Origin of the sequence: Neptunomonas sp., assembly GCF_016744175.1 — a bacterium.
Lineage (GTDB): Bacteria > Pseudomonadota > Gammaproteobacteria > Pseudomonadales > Balneatricaceae > Neptunomonas.
The window spans coordinates 87,961-107,767 of the sequence record NZ_JADGEV010000007.1; the positions used below are offsets into that span (position 1 = coordinate 87,961).

General features: G+C 43.9%; 19 protein-coding genes. 5 read left to right on the top strand and 14 right to left on the bottom strand.

The genetic code is table 11. The annotated features are described in order from the left end of the window. Positions 1 to 38: 38 nt before the first annotated feature. Genes QZZ55_RS04790 through QZZ55_RS04800 form a run of 3 tightly spaced genes read left to right on the top strand, consistent with a single transcriptional unit; the run spans position 39 to position 1,774 of the window. Complete coding sequence (locus tag QZZ55_RS04790) at positions 39 to 602, top strand: PilZ domain-containing protein (RefSeq protein WP_293265878.1); 564 nt, start codon at positions 39 to 41, stop codon at positions 600 to 602. 5 nt (positions 603 to 607) lie between these two features. Beyond that, a complete protein-coding gene (locus QZZ55_RS04795) occupies positions 608 to 1,480 on the top strand; it encodes a hypothetical protein (protein ID WP_293265880.1) in 873 nt (290 codons plus the stop codon). 6 nt (positions 1,481 to 1,486) lie between these two features. Next, on the top strand, positions 1,487 to 1,774 hold the full coding sequence (locus tag QZZ55_RS04800; RefSeq protein WP_293265882.1) for a hypothetical protein: 288 nt from the start codon (positions 1,487 to 1,489) through the stop codon (positions 1,772 to 1,774). A 31-nt stretch (positions 1,775 to 1,805) separates the two neighbouring features. Here QZZ55_RS04800 and sthA read toward each other — a convergent pair whose 3' ends face one another. The 10 genes from sthA to QZZ55_RS04850 all read right to left on the bottom strand — a co-directional run bounded on the left by sthA (position 1,806) and on the right by QZZ55_RS04850 (position 12,224). After that, positions 1,806 to 3,206 carry a Si-specific NAD(P)(+) transhydrogenase gene (sthA, locus tag QZZ55_RS04805; protein ID WP_293265884.1) on the bottom strand — a complete coding sequence of 467 codons (1,401 nt, stop codon included), beginning with the start codon at positions 3,204 to 3,206 and terminating at the stop codon, positions 1,806 to 1,808. An 89-nt stretch (positions 3,207 to 3,295) separates the two neighbouring features. After that, positions 3,296 to 3,544, bottom strand: a complete 249-nt coding sequence (gene nqrM / locus QZZ55_RS04810; protein WP_293265886.1) for a (Na+)-NQR maturation NqrM — start codon at positions 3,542 to 3,544, stop codon at positions 3,296 to 3,298. A gap of 7 nt (positions 3,545 to 3,551) precedes the next feature. Further along, on the bottom strand, positions 3,552 to 4,589 hold the full coding sequence (locus tag QZZ55_RS04815; protein ID WP_293265888.1) for an FAD:protein FMN transferase: 1,038 nt from the start codon (positions 4,587 to 4,589) through the stop codon (positions 3,552 to 3,554). A 3-nt stretch (positions 4,590 to 4,592) separates the two neighbouring features. Further along, entirely contained in the window at positions 4,593 to 5,822 is a 1,230-nt protein-coding gene (gene nqrF, locus QZZ55_RS04820; RefSeq protein WP_293265890.1) for an NADH:ubiquinone reductase (Na(+)-transporting) subunit F, read from the bottom strand. Positions 5,823 to 5,862: 40 nt separating this feature from the next. Next, the gene (gene nqrE, locus QZZ55_RS04825; RefSeq protein ID WP_236591140.1) at positions 5,863 to 6,474 is read right to left on the bottom strand and encodes an NADH:ubiquinone reductase (Na(+)-transporting) subunit E; all 612 of its coding nucleotides are present in this window, start codon (positions 6,472 to 6,474) and stop codon (positions 5,863 to 5,865) included. After that, positions 6,471 to 7,130 (bottom strand): NADH:ubiquinone reductase (Na(+)-transporting) subunit D, encoded by a 660-nt coding sequence (locus tag QZZ55_RS04830; RefSeq protein WP_293265893.1) that lies wholly within the window; start codon positions 7,128 to 7,130, stop codon positions 6,471 to 6,473. The genes nqrE and QZZ55_RS04830 overlap by 4 nt, the downstream gene beginning before the upstream one ends. A gap of 2 nt (positions 7,131 to 7,132) precedes the next feature. Continuing rightward, positions 7,133 to 7,912, bottom strand: a complete 780-nt coding sequence (locus tag QZZ55_RS04835) for a Na(+)-translocating NADH-quinone reductase subunit C (protein ID WP_293265895.1) — start codon at positions 7,910 to 7,912, stop codon at positions 7,133 to 7,135. Further along, entirely contained in the window at positions 7,902 to 9,110 is a 1,209-nt protein-coding gene (locus QZZ55_RS04840) for an NADH:ubiquinone reductase (Na(+)-transporting) subunit B (RefSeq protein WP_293265897.1), read from the bottom strand. The genes QZZ55_RS04835 and QZZ55_RS04840 overlap by 11 nt, the downstream gene beginning before the upstream one ends. Before the next feature lie 12 nt (positions 9,111 to 9,122). Continuing rightward, positions 9,123 to 10,466, bottom strand: a complete 1,344-nt coding sequence (locus QZZ55_RS04845; RefSeq protein WP_293265899.1) for a Na(+)-translocating NADH-quinone reductase subunit A — start codon at positions 10,464 to 10,466, stop codon at positions 9,123 to 9,125. Between the two features lie 321 nt (positions 10,467 to 10,787). Beyond that, the gene (locus QZZ55_RS04850) at positions 10,788 to 12,224 is read right to left on the bottom strand and encodes a glyceraldehyde-3-phosphate dehydrogenase (protein WP_293265901.1); all 1,437 of its coding nucleotides are present in this window, start codon (positions 12,222 to 12,224) and stop codon (positions 10,788 to 10,790) included. 187 nt (positions 12,225 to 12,411) lie between these two features. Here QZZ55_RS04850 and mfd point away from each other — a divergent pair, with 187 nt between their 5' ends. Beyond that, positions 12,412 to 15,867: a transcription-repair coupling factor gene (gene mfd / locus QZZ55_RS04855; RefSeq protein WP_293265903.1), complete on the top strand. Its 3,456-nt coding sequence runs from the start codon at positions 12,412 to 12,414 to the stop codon at positions 15,865 to 15,867. Further along, complete coding sequence (locus QZZ55_RS04860; RefSeq protein WP_293265905.1) at positions 15,864 to 16,433, top strand: CsiV family protein; 570 nt, start codon at positions 15,864 to 15,866, stop codon at positions 16,431 to 16,433. The genes mfd and QZZ55_RS04860 overlap by 4 nt, the downstream gene beginning before the upstream one ends. 85 nt (positions 16,434 to 16,518) lie before the next feature. Here QZZ55_RS04860 and QZZ55_RS04865 read toward each other — a convergent pair whose 3' ends face one another. Genes QZZ55_RS04865 through QZZ55_RS04880 form a run of 4 tightly spaced genes read right to left on the bottom strand, consistent with a single transcriptional unit; the run spans position 16,519 to position 19,806 of the window. After that, the gene (locus tag QZZ55_RS04865; protein ID WP_293265907.1) at positions 16,519 to 17,649 is read right to left on the bottom strand and encodes a mechanosensitive ion channel family protein; all 1,131 of its coding nucleotides are present in this window, start codon (positions 17,647 to 17,649) and stop codon (positions 16,519 to 16,521) included. A 7-nt stretch (positions 17,650 to 17,656) separates the two neighbouring features. Further along, positions 17,657 to 18,658 carry a beta-N-acetylhexosaminidase gene (nagZ, locus tag QZZ55_RS04870; RefSeq protein WP_293265909.1) on the bottom strand — a complete coding sequence of 334 codons (1,002 nt, stop codon included), beginning with the start codon at positions 18,656 to 18,658 and terminating at the stop codon, positions 17,657 to 17,659. Continuing rightward, positions 18,658 to 19,134 carry a L,D-transpeptidase gene (locus QZZ55_RS04875; protein ID WP_293265911.1) on the bottom strand — a complete coding sequence of 159 codons (477 nt, stop codon included), beginning with the start codon at positions 19,132 to 19,134 and terminating at the stop codon, positions 18,658 to 18,660. Before QZZ55_RS04875 ends, nagZ begins: the two co-directional genes overlap by 1 nt. A gap of 12 nt (positions 19,135 to 19,146) precedes the next feature. After that, on the bottom strand, positions 19,147 to 19,806 hold the full coding sequence (locus tag QZZ55_RS04880; RefSeq protein WP_293265913.1) for a TetR/AcrR family transcriptional regulator: 660 nt from the start codon (positions 19,804 to 19,806) through the stop codon (positions 19,147 to 19,149). Position 19,807 lies beyond the last annotated feature (1 nt).

A 19,807-nucleotide genomic window follows, 5' to 3' on the forward strand; every position in this document is an offset into this window, starting at 1 on the left:
CTATACTCTAGCCACATATAAGTGAATAGGAGGTGACTATGAGCCAGGAGCGTAGGCAATTTTATAGGGTCGAAAAAAATGTCGCTTTAGAAGTACAAAAGGTCACCCCCGAAGAAGCGGAGCAATCTAGTAAACCTGCCCAATTTGAAGTATCTCCTTATTTTGAATTGCTTTCCGATGTTCAAGAAATTGACAAACAACAAACCGACTTGCTAGTTCAGCTTTATGAATCTCAACCCTTATTAGCAAAACTATTTACCCTACACACAAAAAAAATTGAATTAATAACTCGCACCCTTGCCAACAGTGGCTTAAAAATTGAGCGGCTAACAAAACAATCCGTCAATTTAAGCGAAGGGGGGATGCAATTTGAAACGTTAGATAATCTCTACAGTGTCGGAGACTATTTAGAAATCAAACTGATTTTTTCAAATCCTCTATTAGGAGTATTACTTTACGCTAAAGTTCAGCGAATCATTAAGGACGAGGAAAATAATCATATAGCAATATCCTTCTACCGCATGCCTGAAAATTGTAGGATGTTAATCGCGCAGAGAGTAATACAAACTCAACCACCTCGCATCGCAGAAGACAGTCTGTAAAGAAGATGGCAATCACCCCTGCCTTACTTACTGATATAGTTAATTCTTTTGAGCAGTTCGCTGAGTCCTTACATGACTTCGACCAGCAACTATCCTCTTCAGAACTCCCCGTATCACTCCCCTGCCAAAGCAATGGTGATCTACCGCAGCACCAATTACTGCTAAAAGCTCGTCATTATTACACCAATATTTGGCATACCGATGATACCGATGGTCGTCGAACACAATCTAGTTACGGATTAGTCGGTGCAAGCACTTCCATTATTGACGCTGCTATAAATTTAAATTCAAAGAAGGATCAGCTTAGAGCAAGCGTTGGCCAACTGACAAAATCTGAATTAAACACCGCGTCTGAACAACTACAACACCGCTCAAGAGCATTGGCCATCACACTGAACTATCATGGGCTAGGGCGCATCCACTTGAAACAGTGCTACCGACACATACCATTAGTCGATTCCACACCCCACAATATAAGATTCAGCTGGTACAACAGTGGGCGTAGTATTAAGAAATTTACGGCTGAAAGCGCAATGCAAATGCTACTAAAACTAGATACTGCTCAACCACACATTGTTAGGCAAATAGAAAAACTTTCGCCATTGCACAAAAAAACAATATTAGCGCAGATTCAAAACCAAGTGCCTGTTGTGCGTGCTAACATAGCATGGAAAAAAGGGAATGATAGCTGGCAGCGTATTGCAAAAAATTGCCCCCTACCTATACTTGTTCCTCTCTTGAAAATAGAGAAATTACCCGAGCATAATTTACTGACAAGTACTCCGCCGGCAGTGCGCAGCCGGGCTCAACGCTCAGACAGTCTTATTGACCCCGAACCTTTTTTACCAAGCTTACGCATTCATCTTTACAGGAAATAATTTACCATGAGCAGTAACACGCTCCATCATTTAGCCACAGGTGTAGGATTTGCCTTTTTAATAGGCTGGTATTTACTCTGCCGCCACCTAGGATTTATTGACTGGGTAACCCTTCAAATGCCCGAAGGCTATGAAGGCAGTGGCCTTATGCTAGCCATCGGAATCATGATGACACCTGCATTTTTAATATGGAGCCGCTTTAATCGTTTTATTGAAAACAAGCTAGACATCAAAGGCAAGTACTATGAAGACAGCTTTTATCAGAACGATATCCAAAAAAAAGACCGAGACTAATTAGCTCGGCCTTTTTACTATCAGAATACCTTTACAAATTGGCAATACGGTTCAAACCAGCAATGGCAGCAACACGATACGCTTCAGCCATTGTAGGGTAATTAAACGTAGTATTAACAAAATACTCAATCGTATTTGCTTCGCCCTCTTGACGCATAATAGCCTGCCCGATATGTACAATCTCAGACGCTTGATCACCAAAACAGTGAATACCAAGAATAGCCAACGTTTCACGATGAAATAGGATTTTTAACATGCCCACAGGCTGAGCTGAAATCTGCGCACGCGCAGTGTCTTTGAAGAAAGCTTGCCCAACTTCATAAGGAACTCGCTCAACTGTTAGCTCTTCTTCAGTTTTACCTAACGAGCTAATCTCAGGAATAGTATAAATCCCTGTGGGTACTTCATCGATGTAGCGAAAATTATCAGCCCCAACCAAATCAGCAGCAGCAGATCGACCTTGATCCAAGGCAGCAGAAGCGAGACTTGGCCAACCAATAACATCACCGACGGCATAAATATTTTCCACGTCAGTTTTATAATGCTTGTCGATGGTCAACTGACCACGGCTATTAGCCTTGAGCCCGCTCGCCTCAAGGTTCATGTTATCCGTATTCCCTGTTCGGCCATTACACCAAAGAAAAGCATCTGCACGAATACGCTTACCTGATTTCAGGTTCAGAATAACACCGTGCTCATCACCCACTACGCTTTCATACTCTTCGTTATGGCGAATCTTAACAGCTGTATTTCGAAGGTGATAACTTAGTGCATCAGATATTTCGCCATCAAGAAATGACAATAAACGATCCTGAGTATCGACTAAATCAACTTTTACACCAAGACCGCTGAAAATAGAGCAGTATTCGCTGCCGATTACACCAGCACCATAAATAATCAATGTTCGCGGTGTATGACTTAACTTAAGGATGGTATCTGAGTTATAAATACGCGGATGGGTAAAATCAATGTCTGGTGGGCAATACGGGCGTGACCCTGAAGCAATAACTACACTTTTGGCGCGCAGAGTCTCATCACCTTTCGCCGTTTCTTTTACTATGATGGTGTTATTATTCTCAAACTCGGCTCTTCCGAAAAATACATCAACGCGATTACGTGCATAAAAATTAGTACGTAACATAACTTGATTAGACATAACCTTTTCAGCGCGTTTCAGCACTTTTGAAAAAGAGAACCAGCGCGGCTCCCCAATGTCTCTAAACATTGGGTTAGTATTAAACTCGATGATCTGCTTAACCGCGTGACGTAACGCTTTTGAAGGAATAGTCCCTTTATGTGTACAGTTACCACCAACAGAATCTTGCTCTTCAACAATCGCAACACGTCGTCCGTGCTTAGCAGCATTCATTGCCGCTCCTTCTCCTGCCGGACCTGAACCAATCACGACAACGTCATAGTCATAAACAGCCATCAATATCCCCTTAGTTTATCTTTATACTTTTATTGTCAGTTACTTAGGACCACATAGTGCAGAATAAGCCACAACGGGACAGACAACAATCAGCTTTTAGACTTAACTTCATAAGCTAGATCTGTTGATTTTGCCAGTTCAGCGATACGACGATTTTTTTCGTCTTCGTCTTCACAAATAGACTTATCACCCGCACAAATATCACACGCCGTATCCATACCCAGATTAGCCATGCCACCGCATGAACCAGCGATTGGTTTTCCTCCCATAATAACGCCTACCGACATAGCCAAAATGATTAACATCAATCCCGCAAAAACAAAAATAAAAATACCCATATAAACCTCACTTCACCAAGCGTTTATCAAAACCCGGTGTCATTTTTTCAATAAAATTTTGATTAGATTTTATAATAAAAAAAGCATCAACATCATGCTTAACTGCAAATTCAAATGCACGCTCTTCACCCATAACCATGAAGGCCGTAGCCATTGCATCTGCTTCCGCACAGGTAGGCATCAACACCGTAACAGAAGCCAACCTGTGCGCAATCGGCTTACCCGTATTGGGATCAATTGTATGAGAATAGCGAATACCCTCTTCTTCAAAGTAGTTCCTATAATCACCTGAAGTAGCAATCCCGGTATTACTTATACTGAGCACCTTTTGTACTTTTCGTTCACCTTTCACAGGGCTTTCAATCGCTATTTTCCAGTCCTGATTGTTCGGCTTATGGCCTTGAGCTCTTAGCTCACCACCAATCTCTACCAAATAATCACGTATATTATTTTTTTCCATAATGCTAGCCAAGACATCAACACCATAGCCTTTCGCAATAGCGGAAAGATCTATGTATAAAGCGGTTTTCTTCAACGCTTTTTGTGGAGTACTGCTAAGCACTAAATTTTCAAATCCTATAGATTCCTGTAAGAGCAAAATATCACTATCAGTGGGTGCTCTTAATGCACGCCCATCTGGCCCGAAGCCCCATAAGTTAACGAGTGGCCCAACTGTAATATCAAAAGCACCTAGCGTTTCTTTACTAATACGTTGAGCCAGGCTTAATACAAAGAATAATGAATCACTTAGCTCTACTTCACCTTCTACCGGCAACTGATTAAGAAGTGATAACTCAGAATCTGCTATATAAGTAGACATAGCTTGGTTAACACTGAGTAACGCCGTTGTTACTTCCTTACGAATAGCGCTTATCTGAGCCTCATTACCACCCACCCATTTTACGGTGTATGTAGTACCCATCGTTACCCCTGAGAAGGAAACGATTTCAATTTTCTGTTTGTTTTCACTACAGCCCGCTAAAAACAAAATGGCCAGCAGCAATGCTGCCGGCCATTTAGCGGCACGATAAAGTGCATCTATCAAGGCTTAACCACCAAAGTCATCAAGCAAGATATTTTCGCGCTCCACACCTAAATCTACCAGCATTTGAACAACTGCGGCATTCATCATAGGCGGTCCACACATGTAGAACTCACAATCTTCAGGCGCTTCATGGTCCTTAAGATAGTTTTCATACAACACATTATGGATAAAGCCCGACATACCATCCCAGTTATCTTCTGGTTGAGGGTCTGACAAAGCTAAGTGCCATTTGAAGTTTTCATTCTCAGCCTGAAGCTGATCATATTCTTCATTGTAGAAACACTCACGCAATGAACGAGCACCGTACCAAAACGAAATCTTACGTGTAGATTTCAATCGTTTGAGCTGATCGAAAATATGCGAACGCATTGGCGCCATGCCGGCACCACCACCGATGAAGACCATTTCATTGTCAGTATCTTTTGCAAAGAACTCACCAAACGGACCATATACAGTGATTTTATCACCCGGCTTAAGGCTGAACACATAAGAAGACATAAGACCCGGAGGCAGATCATCTTTACCTGGGGGCGGAGAAGCGATACGGATATTGAACTTAACAATACCGACCTCTTCAGGATAATTTGCCATAGAGTATGCACGGATAACTGGCTCAGTTACCTTAGAAACATACTTCCACTGGTTAAATTTATCCCAGTCACCACGATATTCTTCTTCAATATCAAAGTCTTTATAATGAACTTCATGAACAGGCGCTTCCAATTGCACATAACCACCTGCACGAAAATCTACATTCTCTCCGTCAGGCAATCGCAATGTTAGCTCTTTGATAAAAGTAGCAACGTTAGGGTTTGATTCAACCGTACATTCCCATTTTTTAACACCAAAGATCTCTTCTTCAAGCTCAATGTTCATGTCTTGCTTTACAGCAACCTGACATGACAAGCGCCATCCATCTTTTGCTTCACGCATTGTAAAGTGAGACTCTTCCGTTGGTAGCATAGAGCCACCACCATCAAGAACCTGGCATTTACACTGCGCACATGTACCACCACCACCACAAGCCGATGGCACAAAGATACCAACGTTTGCGAGTGTCTGCAGAAGCTTACCGCCCGCAGGCACTGTGATCGCTTTTTCTGGATCATCATTGATGTGAATAGTCACATCACCAGAACTTACCAATTTTGAACGGGCTGCCAGAATTACCGCTACAAGTGCAAGCACTACAACGGTAAACATGACAACACCGAGAACGATTTCAGCATTCATAGGCTTAATCCATCCTTTTGTTGATCACGTCTGAGCAGAATCACAGCTGCACACCAGAGAAAGACATGAAACCGAGAGACATTAAACCAACAGTAACGAAGGTAATGCCCAGGCCACGTAATCCTTCTGGAACGTCGCTATATTTCAATTTTTCACGAATACCCGCCAACGCAGCAATTGCCAACGCCCAACCAACACCCGCACCGACACCGTAAACAACACTCTCACCAAAGTTATAGTCACGCTCTACCATGAAGAGAGCAGCACCCATAATGGCACAGTTTACAGTGATCAAAGGAAGGAACACTCCCAACGCGTTATATAGTACTGGGAAAAACTTATCCAATACCATTTCGAGGATCTGTACGATCGCAGCGATAACGCCAATATAAGAGATGTAGCCCAAAAAGCTCAGATCTACTTCCGGATAACCCGCCCACGACAATGCGCCTTCACGCAACAAGCCGTTATAAAGCAAGTTATTGATAGGTGTAGTGATCGCAAGTACGACAATCACCGCAATACCCAGACCAATAGCGGTTTGCACTTTCTTTGAAATAGCCAGAAAAGTACACATCCCAAGAAAGAAGGACAGCGCCATGTTTTCGACGAAGATAGCCCTAATAGCAAGACTGATATATTGTTCCATTATACAGCCCCCTTCTTAGAGTTTGGCGACATGATGAACTCAGGAGCCTCTACTTGCTTTTTATCATAGGCACGTATAATCCAGATGAATCCGCCGATGATAAAGAAAGCACTTGGCGGCAACAACATCATACCATTCGCCTGATACCAACCACCATTAGTGACTAATGGAAGAATTTCGATTCCAAACAGGCTGCCTGATCCGAATAATTCGCGGAAAAAAGCAACAAACATCAGCACAGCACCATAACCCAAACCATTACCAATACCATCCATGAAAGAGATCCCGGGAGGGTTTTTCATGGCAAAGGCTTCAGCACGACCCATTACGATACAGTTCGTGATAATCAACCCCACGAAAACTGATAACTGCTTAGACACATCATAAGCTACCGCTTTCAAAATCTGATCAACAACAATTACCAACGATGCGATAATAACCATCTGACAGATAATACGAATACTGCTGGGTATATGATTACGAATCATAGACACAAACATATTTGAAAATGCTGTTACTGCGATTACCGCTAGCGTCATTACCAACGCAGTATTCATGTTCGTTGTTACCGCCAAAGCGGAACACACACCAAGAATCTGCAATGCAATCGGGTTATTTCTGACGATAGGGCCCGTCAAAATATCTCTAGTTTCAGACATGATTACACCCCTCCAGCTTTCAGGTTAGTAAGAAACGGCGCATACCCGTTTTCACCCATCCAGAACTTCACCATACGAGACACACCATCACTGGTAAGCGTCGCACCGGAAAGACCATCGATTTGATGAGCTGCATTTGCAGCATCAGGGTTCACCTTACCTTTAATCAAGCCCAACAATGGTTCCATAGCGCCATCAGCATAAACTTTCTTGCCCGGCCACTGCGACTTCCAGAGAGGGTTATCTACTTCGCCGCCCAGCCCAGGCGTTTCAGCATGAGAGTAAAAACCTAAACCAACGACTGTATTAAGATCACCTTCTAAAGCAAGGAATCCATACAGTGTCGACCATAAGCCATACCCATGAACCGGCAGGATAACTTTCTCAAGCTTCCCTTCAGTCTCAACCAAGTAGACAGTCTGGTATTTAGCCTGACGCTTAATTGATGCTATATCAATCTTACGATCCAGTGCGCTTGATAGAGCAGGGTCTTTAGAAGCTTTACGCGCATCAAATGTTGCTGCGTCAACTTCACTAGTGAATTTGCCTGTTTCCAAATCAATCACTTTCGTTGTGATCTGAGAGAAAAGCTCCTCAACCGTTTTTGAAGAGTCCATCAAACCAGCCGCTGCCAGAATGTTTGTCTTTCTGTCTAACTCTTTGTTCGCAATCTGCTGTGGCTTAAGAAGAACCGCTGCAGCAGATACAATGACAGAACAGACCACACAAAGTAATACGGTGACGGTAATCGTTTTACCGATAGTATCGTTATTAGCCGACATTACGTGCCATCCTCCGTTTAATGTTCGCCTGAATGACAAAGTTGTCAATCAATGGTGCGAACAAGTTACCGAACAGAATCGCTAGCATCATCCCTTCTGGGAATGCTGGGTTAACTACACGAATTAACACCACCATGATGCCGATTAGTGCTCCAAAGTAGAACTTGCCGGTATTCGTCATCGATGCTGAAACCGGATCGGTAGCCATAAAGAACATACCAAATGCGAATCCACCTAACACAAAGTGCCAGTAGAACGGTAAAGCAAACATCGGGTTAGTATCTGAACCAATCAAATTCAGCAATACAGACAATCCAACCATGCCAGCAAACACACCAGCAACAATACGCCATGCAGCAATTTTTGCTATCAGTAATACAGCACCACCTATCATAATTGCGATAGTGGAGGTTTCACCTACAGAGCCCTGTATCTGTCCTAAGAACGCATCCATCCATGTAAGATTTTGCGCAAGAATGGCGTCAACACCACCCGCTGCAGCCAAACCTAATGGCGTTGCTCCTGAGAAACCATCAACAGCTGTCCATATAGCATCACCAGACATTTGCGCTGGATAGGCGAAGAACAGGAATGCACGGCCAGTTAGCGCAGGGTTCAGGAAGTTTTTACCTGTTCCGCCAAACACTTCTTTACCGATAACTATACCAAAGCTAATACCTAGGGCTACTTGCCATAGTGGAATCGTTGGTGGAAGAATCAATGCAAACAAGATTGAGGTCACGAAGAAACCTTCGTTAACTTCATGCCCACGCTTCATAGCAAACAATACTTCCCAGAAGCCACCGACAATAAAGACTGTTACATAAATAGGAAGCCAGTAAACAGCCCCGTGGATAAGATTATCCCACACACTACTTGCGTCAAACCCAGATAATGCACCGGCAATCGCACCACGCCAGCCTTCAGCCTCAGTAAGACCCATTCCAGCCATTGCTGTATTTGCTTGGTAACCGACGTTATACAAGCCCGCAAAAACTGCTGGAAAAGTACACATCCAAACCAGGATCATCATACGCTTAAGATCGATACCATCCCGCACATGTGCCGCTGTTTTGGTAACAGTTGCAGGTGTATAAAAAATGGTATCTGCCGCTTCAAACAACGCATACCAATTTTCGTACTTGCCGCCTTTATGGAAATGCGGCTCCATTTTATCAAGTATATTTCTGATACTCATACGCTGCCTCTCTTAGGCTTCTTTCTCTATGCGCGTCAGATTATCGCGAAGGATTGGTCCGTATTCGTACTTGCCAGGGCAAGCAAAAGTACAAAGAGCCAGATCTTCTTCGTCGAGTTCTAGGCAACCTAACTGCATTGCAGCAACGATATCCCCAGTGACTAGCGCACGTAGCAATTGAGTTGGCAAAATATCCAGCGGAACCAGTTCTTCAAACTGCCCCACAGGAACCATTGCTCGTTCAGAACCATTTGTGGTGGTTGTGAAATCGAACTTTTTGCCAGACGAGAGGAACGATGTAAACACGTTCAGAACAGAGAATTTATTAGCGCCGGGCATTACCCAACCAAGAAATTCACGTTTATTTCCTTCGGTCAACACGGTTACCTGATTTGCATACCGTCCCAGATATGCTAACGGACCTTTAGCTGTCCGACCATTCCAAACTGAACCATTAATTAAACGGTTTTCGCCAGTAGGCAACAGACCCACGGTTAACTCTTCTAACTTAGCGCCCACACGGGTTTTAAGAATAGAAGATTTATTAACATGCGGCCCAGCAACTGACACAAAGCGCTCAACAAATAGTCGCCCGTCGGTAAATAACTTACCTAACGCAACTACATCTTGGTAGCCAATAGTCCAGACTGTTTTTGTCCGAGACACAGGGTCAAGATGGTGAATATGAGTGCCCGCATTACCTGCAGGGTGAGGACCGTCGAACTCTTCAACAGTAACACCATCAACGCTCGGTACTTTTGTACCTGGAGCCTTGCACAGATAAACGGCTTTCTCAGGCAGTTTAGTTAGCAACTTCAAACCATTGGCGAAATCATCAGCATATTCATTAATGAATAACGAAGGATCCGGCGACAAAGGATTAGTATCAATTGCAGTTACGAAAATAGAAACAGGGACAGTTGATCCTGCAGGCACACGACTAAATGGACGCGTACGAAACGCCGTCCACAAGCCAGAAGCTTGGAGGTTTTCAACAACCTGATCGCGCGTCACGTCTGCTAACTTATCAGCGTCATAACGTGCAAATTCTATCACTTCTTCTTCGGCATCCAGCTCAATAACAACCGATAGAAGAACCCGACGCTCTCCTCGATTGATTTCAGTTACTACACCAGCACCAGGGGCAGTTACGTGAACACCTTCAGTTTTCTTATCGGAAAAGACCACTTGACCGAGTTTCACTCGATCACCCACCTTGACGGCCATTGTTGGTTTACAACCAACATAGTCTGGCCCAATCACGGCGACCGACCGAACTTCCGCTACAGCGCTTTTAACAGCCTGTGTCGGAGAACCCGTTATCGGTAGATCTAGACCTTTATTGATCTTGATCATACACCTCACCCAATCACGATTAAATTTTTCGAGATCTAGTTTCCTTCACGTCAGATAAATGAATCTGCTTAGCTTTTTGCTAAAAAACCCACTTCTGATCTTCTTATTTAAGAAAACGAATAACCCCACCTAAAAACATTCCAAGTATACCTGAGCGTCACACCCTATATCTACAAAGAGACTTGCGTAAACCGCTGCTACCTTGGGCTTAGTTAGGCAAATCACCTAGACGTAATTATTATAAGCTAATTCTATTTAGTTATATCAAATAAAAAATCAAAAAAAACCGCACTAAGCGGTTTTTTTCCTGACAAATATCAACTATTTATTCGCCTTCGGGAAAGCAGGCAAAGTAACATCAGCCATCTTCTGAGCCATACGAATTACCTGGCAGCTATAGCCAAATTCATTGTCGTACCACACATAGACCACACAACGATTACCTGTTGCGATAGTTGCAAGCGCATCAACAATTCCCGCAGCACGCGACCCAACAAAATCACTCGACACAGCTTCTGGAGAGTTGCTATAAGCAATCTGCTTCTGCAATGGAGAGTGCAATGACGCTTCACGAAGGTAGTCATTCAAACCATCACGATCAACTTCTTTTGAAAGATTAAGGTTCAAAATTGCCATTGAGACATTCGGTGTTGGTACTCGAATAGCGTTACCCGTCAACTTGCCTTCCATGATAGGTAATGCTTTAGAAACAGCTTTAGCTGCCCCCGTCTCAGTGATAACCATGTTAAGACCAGCAGCGCGGCCACGACGATCACCTTTATGGTAATTATCGATCAAGTTTTGGTCGTTTGTATAAGAATGAACTGTTTCAACATGACCATTCTCGATACCGTAAACATCGTTTACCGCTTTCAAAACAGGCGTAATTGCATTAGTAGTACACGACGCTGCAGACAGAACCAAGTCTTCATCTTCGATATCATGATGGTTAACACCCATCACAATATTCTTAACACCTTTACCAGGTGCCGTTAACAAAACACGCGCAACACCTTTTGATTTAAGGTGTAAAGACAGACCTTCTTTGTCACGCCACATACCCGTATTATCAATAACGATAGCATTTTTAATACCGTATTCGGTGTAATCAATTTGATCCGGAGCGTTGGCAAAAATAACTTTAATCTCATTACCATTAGCAATCAGTGTGTTATTTTCTTCATCTATCTGAATCGTACCTTTAAAAGAGCCATGAACAGAATCACGACGCAGTAGGCTAGCACGCTTCTCTAGGTCATTATCAGCTTTCCCTTTACGTACAACTATCGCACGCAAGCGCAAAGACTGACCACCACCAGTGCGCTCTATTAGCAAGCGTGCTAACAAACGACCGATACGACCGAAACCGTAAAGCACAACATCAGTACCTTGACGATCTTCTACACCAATAACTGAGGAAAGCTGCTCCTCAAGAAACTCTTTCATGGTGCGGCCATTACCACTCTCACGGAACTGCGCTGCCATTTTACCGACATCAACATGAGCACCGCTCACATCTAGAGACTCAAGTGCTTCAAGCACAGGGTATGTTTCTAGCACGGTCAGCTCTTGAGCTTCCATCTGGCGTACATAACGGTGTGCTTTAAGCACATCAATTACAGAACGCTTAACAATCAGACGACCATAAACAGAAGTTTCGATATTACGATCACGGTACAAACGACCGATCAAAGGAATCATTGCTTCCGCTGTCGCTTCGCGTTCTTTCCATTCAGCGAATACTTGATCTTGGCTCACAGGCTTCTCCAACTTTGCTTCAACGCACGTTAAAAATTTGCGAAACATTATCCCCTTTTATACGCCAGCGGGCAAACACTCTAGTCCTAGTACTTTAGCCGGATGATTTTTCAAGGACTTATATCGCTTCTTTCAGCCAACATGTAATATAAGCGGCTTCTTAGCATAGCCAAATAGGAGAGGGTTCGTGACTAATTTGATATTCCCAATACCGACAAAACCAGGTGATATCAAATGGGTTGGCCAAGTCCATCAAAGCGCAGCTGGATTGTTAATTGCTAAAGCGGCACTCCAGCACCAACAGCTTACTTTAGTCATCACACGCAATAGTGACACGGCTAGTTTACTTGAAAATGAAATCCATTTTTATTCAGCCTCCCAAAACCTCGACATCCTTCCTTTTCCTGATTGGGAAACACTACCTTACGATACGTTTTCACCCCACCAAGATATTACCTCCACACGTGTCAGCACATTAAAACAGCTATCTCAACTCAAGCATGGCGTAGTTATCGTACCCATCAGTACGCTCATGCACCGAATTGCACCGTCCAGTTTTTTACAAGCACATTCATTACTGCTGCAAACAGGCCAATCACTCAATATCGACAAATTGAGACAGCAACTCAGCGATGCAGGTTACCGCGCAGTTGATACTGTCAATGAGCACGGAGAATACGCAGTTAGAGGGTCGATCATTGATCTCTTCCCCATGGGTGCGGATACCCCTTTTAGGATTGACCTATTTGACGATGAAATCGATACACTGCGAACATTTGATCCTGAGTCTCAACGATCTATCGACAAAATCGACAAAATTAGCTTACTACCCGCACGTGAAGTCCCACTAACTGAAGATGCTATCTCACGCTTTAAGCAGAACTGGCGTAGCACATTTGATGTTGATCAACGCCGCTGCCCAACCTACCAAGACGTTAGCAACGGTTTTGCACCGCCAGGTATTGAGTACTACCTACCGTTTTTCTTTAAAGAAACCGCCACTCTCTTTGACTACCTCCCCAAAGAAACCTTGATAATATCCGATGGATCTCTTGACAGGCCGTGCCAACAGTTTTGGAATGATGTTAATGGCCGCTATGAGGAACGCCGGCATGATATCGAACGCCCTATTTTACCACCCAGCGCTATTTTCACACCAAAAGATGAGTTCTTTGGCGCCCTTAAGCAATTTCGACGTATTCAATTCAGCTCAGACTCTTTAGCAGATGGCACTGCCGGCAGATCAAACCTTCCGTATAAAGAAACATCTGAGCTCACGATCAATGCCCAGTCATCATCTCCTCTTGCTTTACTAACCAGCTTCTTAGTGGAGCGTCCTAAAGACAGGGTGTTATTTTGCGCTGAATCTGCAGGCCGACGCGAAGCCCTTCAAGAACTACTAGCAAAAGCAAATATTAAGCCAGTAGTTATCGAAAACTGGCAATCTTTTATTAATAGCGATATCAGTTGCGCATTGACGGTATACCCTATCAACCGAGGACTAAGCACCGATGACGGCATTCATGTCATCTCGGAGTCCCAACTCTTCGGCAGACAAGTATTCCAACGCAGACGACGCGCCAAAGATAAGGGGCAAACAGACCTTGTCGTCCGCAACCTAGCTGAACTAGCACCCAACGCCCCCGTTGTGCATATAGACCACGGAATTGGGCGCTACCTTGGCCTAGAGACAATTGACCTTGATGGCCAAGCAAATGAATTTGTAGCATTGTCCTATGCTAATAATGCAAAGCTCTATGTACCTGTCGCATCCCTGCACCTTATTAGCCGCTATAGTGGCTCCAGCGATGAACTGGCCCCACTACACCGCCTTGGAACAGAGCAATGGAGCAAAGCTCGCCAAAAAGCAGCGGAAAAAGTACGCGACACCGCAGCAGAGCTCCTAGATATTTATGCAAGACGCGCAGCCCGCAAAGGTTATTCGTTTAGCGATCCGGATGAAGATTATCAATTTTTTGTTTCTGGTTTTCCCTTTGAAGAAACCCCCGACCAAGAAACAGCTATTCAATCCGTTATTCGCGATATGATTTCGCCTCAACCGATGGACCGACTAGTCTGTGGCGACGTAGGTTTTGGTAAAACAGAAGTCGCTATGCGCGCAGCTTTCATTGCGGCAAACTCGGGAAAGCAGATAGCCATCCTTGTCCCTACCACTCTACTGGCCCAACAGCATTTTGAAAATTTCAGAGACCGCTTTGCTGACTGGCCAGTAACAGTCGAATTGATTTCACGCTTTAAGAGCGCTAAGCAACAAACAGAAGCAATTGAAAAGCTAAAAACAGGCCAAATCGATATCATCATCGGCACACACAAGCTGCTACAAGGCGATATCACATTTAAAAACTTAGGCCTAGTTATTATTGATGAAGAACACCGCTTTGGCGTACAGCAAAAAGAGCGCCTTAAATCATTGCGCTCAGAGATCGACATTCTCACCATGACCGCCACACCGATTCCTCGCACACTCAACATGGCTATGTCTGGCATGCGAGACCTTTCTATTATTGCCACTCCACCAGCTCGAAGACTGGCGGTTAAAACGTTTGTACGTGAGTCAGACGCCCCGCTTGTTAAAGAAGCCATATTGCGTGAACTTTTACGCGGAGGGCAGGTTTACTACCTTCACAACGAAGTTAAAAGCATTGAGAAAACAGCAGAAGAATTAGCCGAACTAGTTCCAGAGGCACGCATAGGCATAGGCCATGGCCAGATGCGCGAGCGCGAGCTAGAACAAGTGATGACCGACTTCTACCACAAACGCCATAACATATTGCTATGCACCACTATTATCGAAACCGGTATCGATATCCCGAACGCCAACACCATTATTATTGACCGTGCAGACAAGTTCGGCTTAGCCCAGCTACACCAGCTACGAGGCCGCGTAGGTCGCTCTCATCACCAAGCTTATGCTTATATGCTCACCCCGCCCTCAAAAAGTGTCAGTAAAGATGCCACTAAACGACTTGAAGCAATAGCCTTAGCTGATGACCTCGGTGCGGGCTTCACTCTAGCAACTCATGACCTTGAAATACGCGGTGCAGGCGAGCTATTAGGTGACGACCAAAGTGGGCAAATTCAAGGCATTGGCTTTACGCTATATATGGAAATGCTTGAAGAAGCGATTCAGTCCATAAAAGACGGAAAAACGCCCAATATGGACAGACCTCTTCACCACGGAGCTGAAATCAATTTACACATTCCAGCATTAATAAAAGACGACTACTTACCCGATGTACATAGCCGCCTAATCATGTATAAACGTATCTCTAGTGCGAAAGATGATTTAGAGCTGAAGGAACTTCAGATAGAAATGATCGATCGATTCGGCTTACTACCAGAATCGACTAAGAACCTGTTCAGGCTAACATCGGTAAAATTACAGGCAGAGCTACTCGGCATTATAAAGCTGGACGCGGGCAGTAAAAGTGGTCGTCTTGAATTCGATCAAGCAACGAAAGTTGACCCTTTTACGCTTGTAACCTTGGTACAAAAACAACAAAATATTTATAAGCTCGAAGGCGCCAGCCATCTCCGCTTCTCTTTAGAAATGGAAGAAACTGAACAACGCTTTGAAGCTGTTGAAAACTTGTTAAAAGAACTGGGTAAGGTACATCCATGAAAAAACTGATCTCTTTTTGTTTCGTTCTACTGTCGCTAACCTTACAAAGTAGCGCACAAGCAGCAACAGTCTACGGAATCGAAGTCCTCATCTTTAGCCGTGATAATGCCTCATCCTATAGCGAATACTGGCCAACGCCCGACAAACTACCCGCTTCAGGTATCAGCTTATCTGGCGGCGGCTACAACGAACGCTCATCGGGTAGTTTTATGCTTAAAAGTACAGATAAAAGAATTCGCAACACAAGCGGCTTACGCGTCATCTACCATAAAGCATGGAGCCAACCCGTAAGAAAAAGCAGAAATTCTCAACCTGTTGCCATCCAAGCAGGCAACATGATGGCTGACGGGCATTACGAGCTTGAAGGCGCAATAACAGTTGATCGCGGACATTATTTACACTTCAAACCCGACTTACAACTGCGCCGCTCCGTAATACTTGAGGATGGATTTCAAAAGACTATTGCCGCTGTCTTAGACGAGCCGAGACGCATGAAATCTAAAGAAGCGCATTACATCGATCATCCGTTATTTGGCATCCTTGTTTACGCAACACCACTAAACTAACACGCCAACTCTGCAATAAAAAAAGGGCCTGCGGCCCTTTAAAAAATCACAAAACCTTACCAGATAATTTACAGCAAACTAGCCCCTAACGAAGAGCCTCCGAAGGAACCTGAAATTCACCCTCAGGTATAAGATGAACTGTGCTGGTAGGAAATGCAGCCTCTGCACCATGCTGCTCAACGATATCCATAATTTTTAACAGCACATCTTCTTTTACTTGATGAAAACGCACCCAGTTAGTTGTTTTAGTGAAGGTGTAAACAAAAAAATCGAGAGAAGAAGGAGCAAACTTATTTAAGTTAACTATCAACGTTTGCGTATGATCAAGATCAGGGTGCTGGCGTAACATTTCACGCACGTCATCAACAACACCTTTTACTGTCTTAAGGTCACAATAGCGCACGCCGATTGTTTCATAAATTCTACGGTGAGTCATACGAGAAGGATTCTCAACGGAAATGCTGGCGAACGTCGCATTAGGCACATACAGCGGACGCTTATCAAAGGTCCTGATGCGTGTTAAACGCCATCCGATATCCTCTACTGTTCCTTCGATATTTTGATCAGGAGAGCGGACCCAGTCACCGACCTTAAAAGGTCTATCCATATAGATCATTAAGCCGCCAAAAAAGTTAGCCAAAAGATCTTTCGCAGCAAAACCAACCGCCAAGCCGCCGATTCCACCAAATGCCAACACCCCAGAAATACTATAACCAAAACTTTGAAGTACAACCAAAGCAATGGTGATGATTAGCGACAATCGGAGCAATTTACCCATGGCACTAACTGTTGTTGCATCAAGCGTCGTATCTATTCCTGCAGGATCAATCAACGCTTTCTCAGCAGAGCGCAAGAAACGAATAAGAAACCAACCCAATAATACTATGACTGCAACCTTGCGAATGGGCTCGATAACATCTAACAACACCGTCCCTGTCTTAGCATCAATAACATCAAACGCCCAACTTCCACCAAGCACCCAAATCATCATAATGGCTGGGCGCCGAGCCGAACTAAGCAAAATATCATCCCAAACATTTTTGGTCTTTTCTAGCTGAGTAGCCATACGGACAAACACTTTTCGCATGACAAACACAGCAATAAGCGTTACCAGCACAATAACAAAGACACTTAAAATCCAGCCGTTCTCTTTCCCTAACGAGAAGTATTGAACCAACCAAGCATTAAAACTATTAATAGTCTCTTTAACATCCATTTCTAAACTATGCCTCTAGCCGATAGATTAACTCTTTAACACGCTCAAACCGCTGCTCATCAAAGACATGTTTCTTGTGCTTCATCGTACTAATAGGGACCGTTGAAAGCCCCTGACAACCATCTAAATACGATAACACTTGCGTGGCACCTTCTGAATTATTACAAACAAGTGCCATATCGCAGCCGGCATCAAGAGCCGCCTGCGTCCTTTCAACAAAGCCTCCAACCGTAGAAGCACCCTGCATACTCAGATCATCACTAAAAATAACCCCAGTAAAGCCGAGCTGTTCACGTAATATATTTTTAAGCCAGAAAGATGAGAAACCTGCCGTTTTATCATCTAACTGCTGATAGATAATATGCGCAGGCATAATTGCGTCTAACCCTTGATCAATCAGCGCTTTAAAAGGCTTGATATCATCAGCACAAAGGGCTTCAAAGCTACGTTCATCGCAGGGAATATCAAGATGAGAGTCCGCAGCAACCCAACCATGACCAGGAAAATGCTTTCCTGTAGCCGCCATACCCGCCGAATGCATCCCCCTCATAAAACTACTAGCAAGAGAAATAACCTGCTCAGAATTTTTACCAAATGCACGATCACCTACGATCTCACTACGCGACCAATCAAGGTCCAAAACAGGAGCAAAACTAATGTCTATATCATGCATAACCAGCTCAGTCGCCATTAGCCAGCCGATATCTTCTGTCACTTGCTGAGCTTTTTGTGTGTCTATTGTCCAAAGCTTAGCCAGAGCGCGCATGGGAGGAATTCTTACAAACTCGTTGCGAAAACGCTGTACTCTCCCGCCTTCATGATCAACAGCCAATAAAATATCAGGTGCTTGTTCTTTGATATCAGCAACCAAATCACTCAATTGTGATTTACATTGAAAGTTACGACCAAAAAATATCAGCCCTCCTGCTTCAGGATGACGGACCATATCTCGCTCGGCAGGAGTCAAAGACAACCCTTGCACATCCAACATTAATCGCCCAGAAGACATCAATATTCCTCAATTAATAATTCAGTCCCAACCACTACAAGATCAAACAGCTCAATGACATCTGCATTTCGCATACGAATACAGCCATGAGACAACGGAACACCCATTGGCTCAGTATCAGGCGTTCCATGTATATAAATATATCGCTGCATACTATCAACAGCGCCTAGCCGGTTTCGCCCGGGCTCTTTACCACTAAGCCATAAGATACGCGTAAGTATCCAGTCCCTCTTTGGGTATTGATCAGATAGTAATGAGGAATAGATTTCACCCGTGAATCGACGCCCAACAAAAACCGCGTTTAGAGGCTGTTGCTCACCAATTTTAGCCCGAATGGCATGCAAGCCACGTGGAGTGCAGCCAGAACCAGAGGTTTCACCAACCCCGTTAAGCGCAGTCGACACATTATAGTCTCGACTACTTCCAGGTAAGCGCAAGGTCAGAATCTGTTTTTCAATATTCAACAACAAAGACATATGTAGAACAAATCAAAGCCGACAAAAATAAGTTTTATCAGAGCGAGCCTGCAACCCTGCGGTAAGCACCGGAATCATACGATGCAGAACATTCTCTATTTCTACTTCCTTATCAAATTCATTCTTTTCAATTGAAGCTAACGTTTGAAAATTAGATAAAGTAAAAACCATTGATCCCATAAGAAAATGCAAACGCCAGAAGAACTCATCATCCTCCATCGGCGAAACGTCATCACGCAATAGCGTCAAAAACCGCTCAAGTTTTTCGTGGTACTGATGAAACATATATTCGCGCAGAACAGTTTGGCTTTTCATATAAGAGAGATCAAGCAAGCGCATAAACATCGATAAAGCATGAGCGTTACCTTGCCTAACCTCTAATAAGGCACGCATAACCATTTCCATCAACTCATTGGATGTAACTGTCTTATCCGAACTACCGCCCAAGCGCTCTACCACCGCATTTTCAATGTAATCACAAAATGGGGATAAGTACTTTTCAGAGACAGCTTCGATTAAACCCTGCTTGGATCCAAAGTGATAATTCACGGCTGCTAAATTCACATCAGCAGCCGCCGTTATCTGACGCATTGTCGTTTCTGGAAACCCTTGCTCTGAAAACAAAGCTTCAGCAGCCTTTAATATTTGATTCGCCGTTTTAGACCGCTGCAAG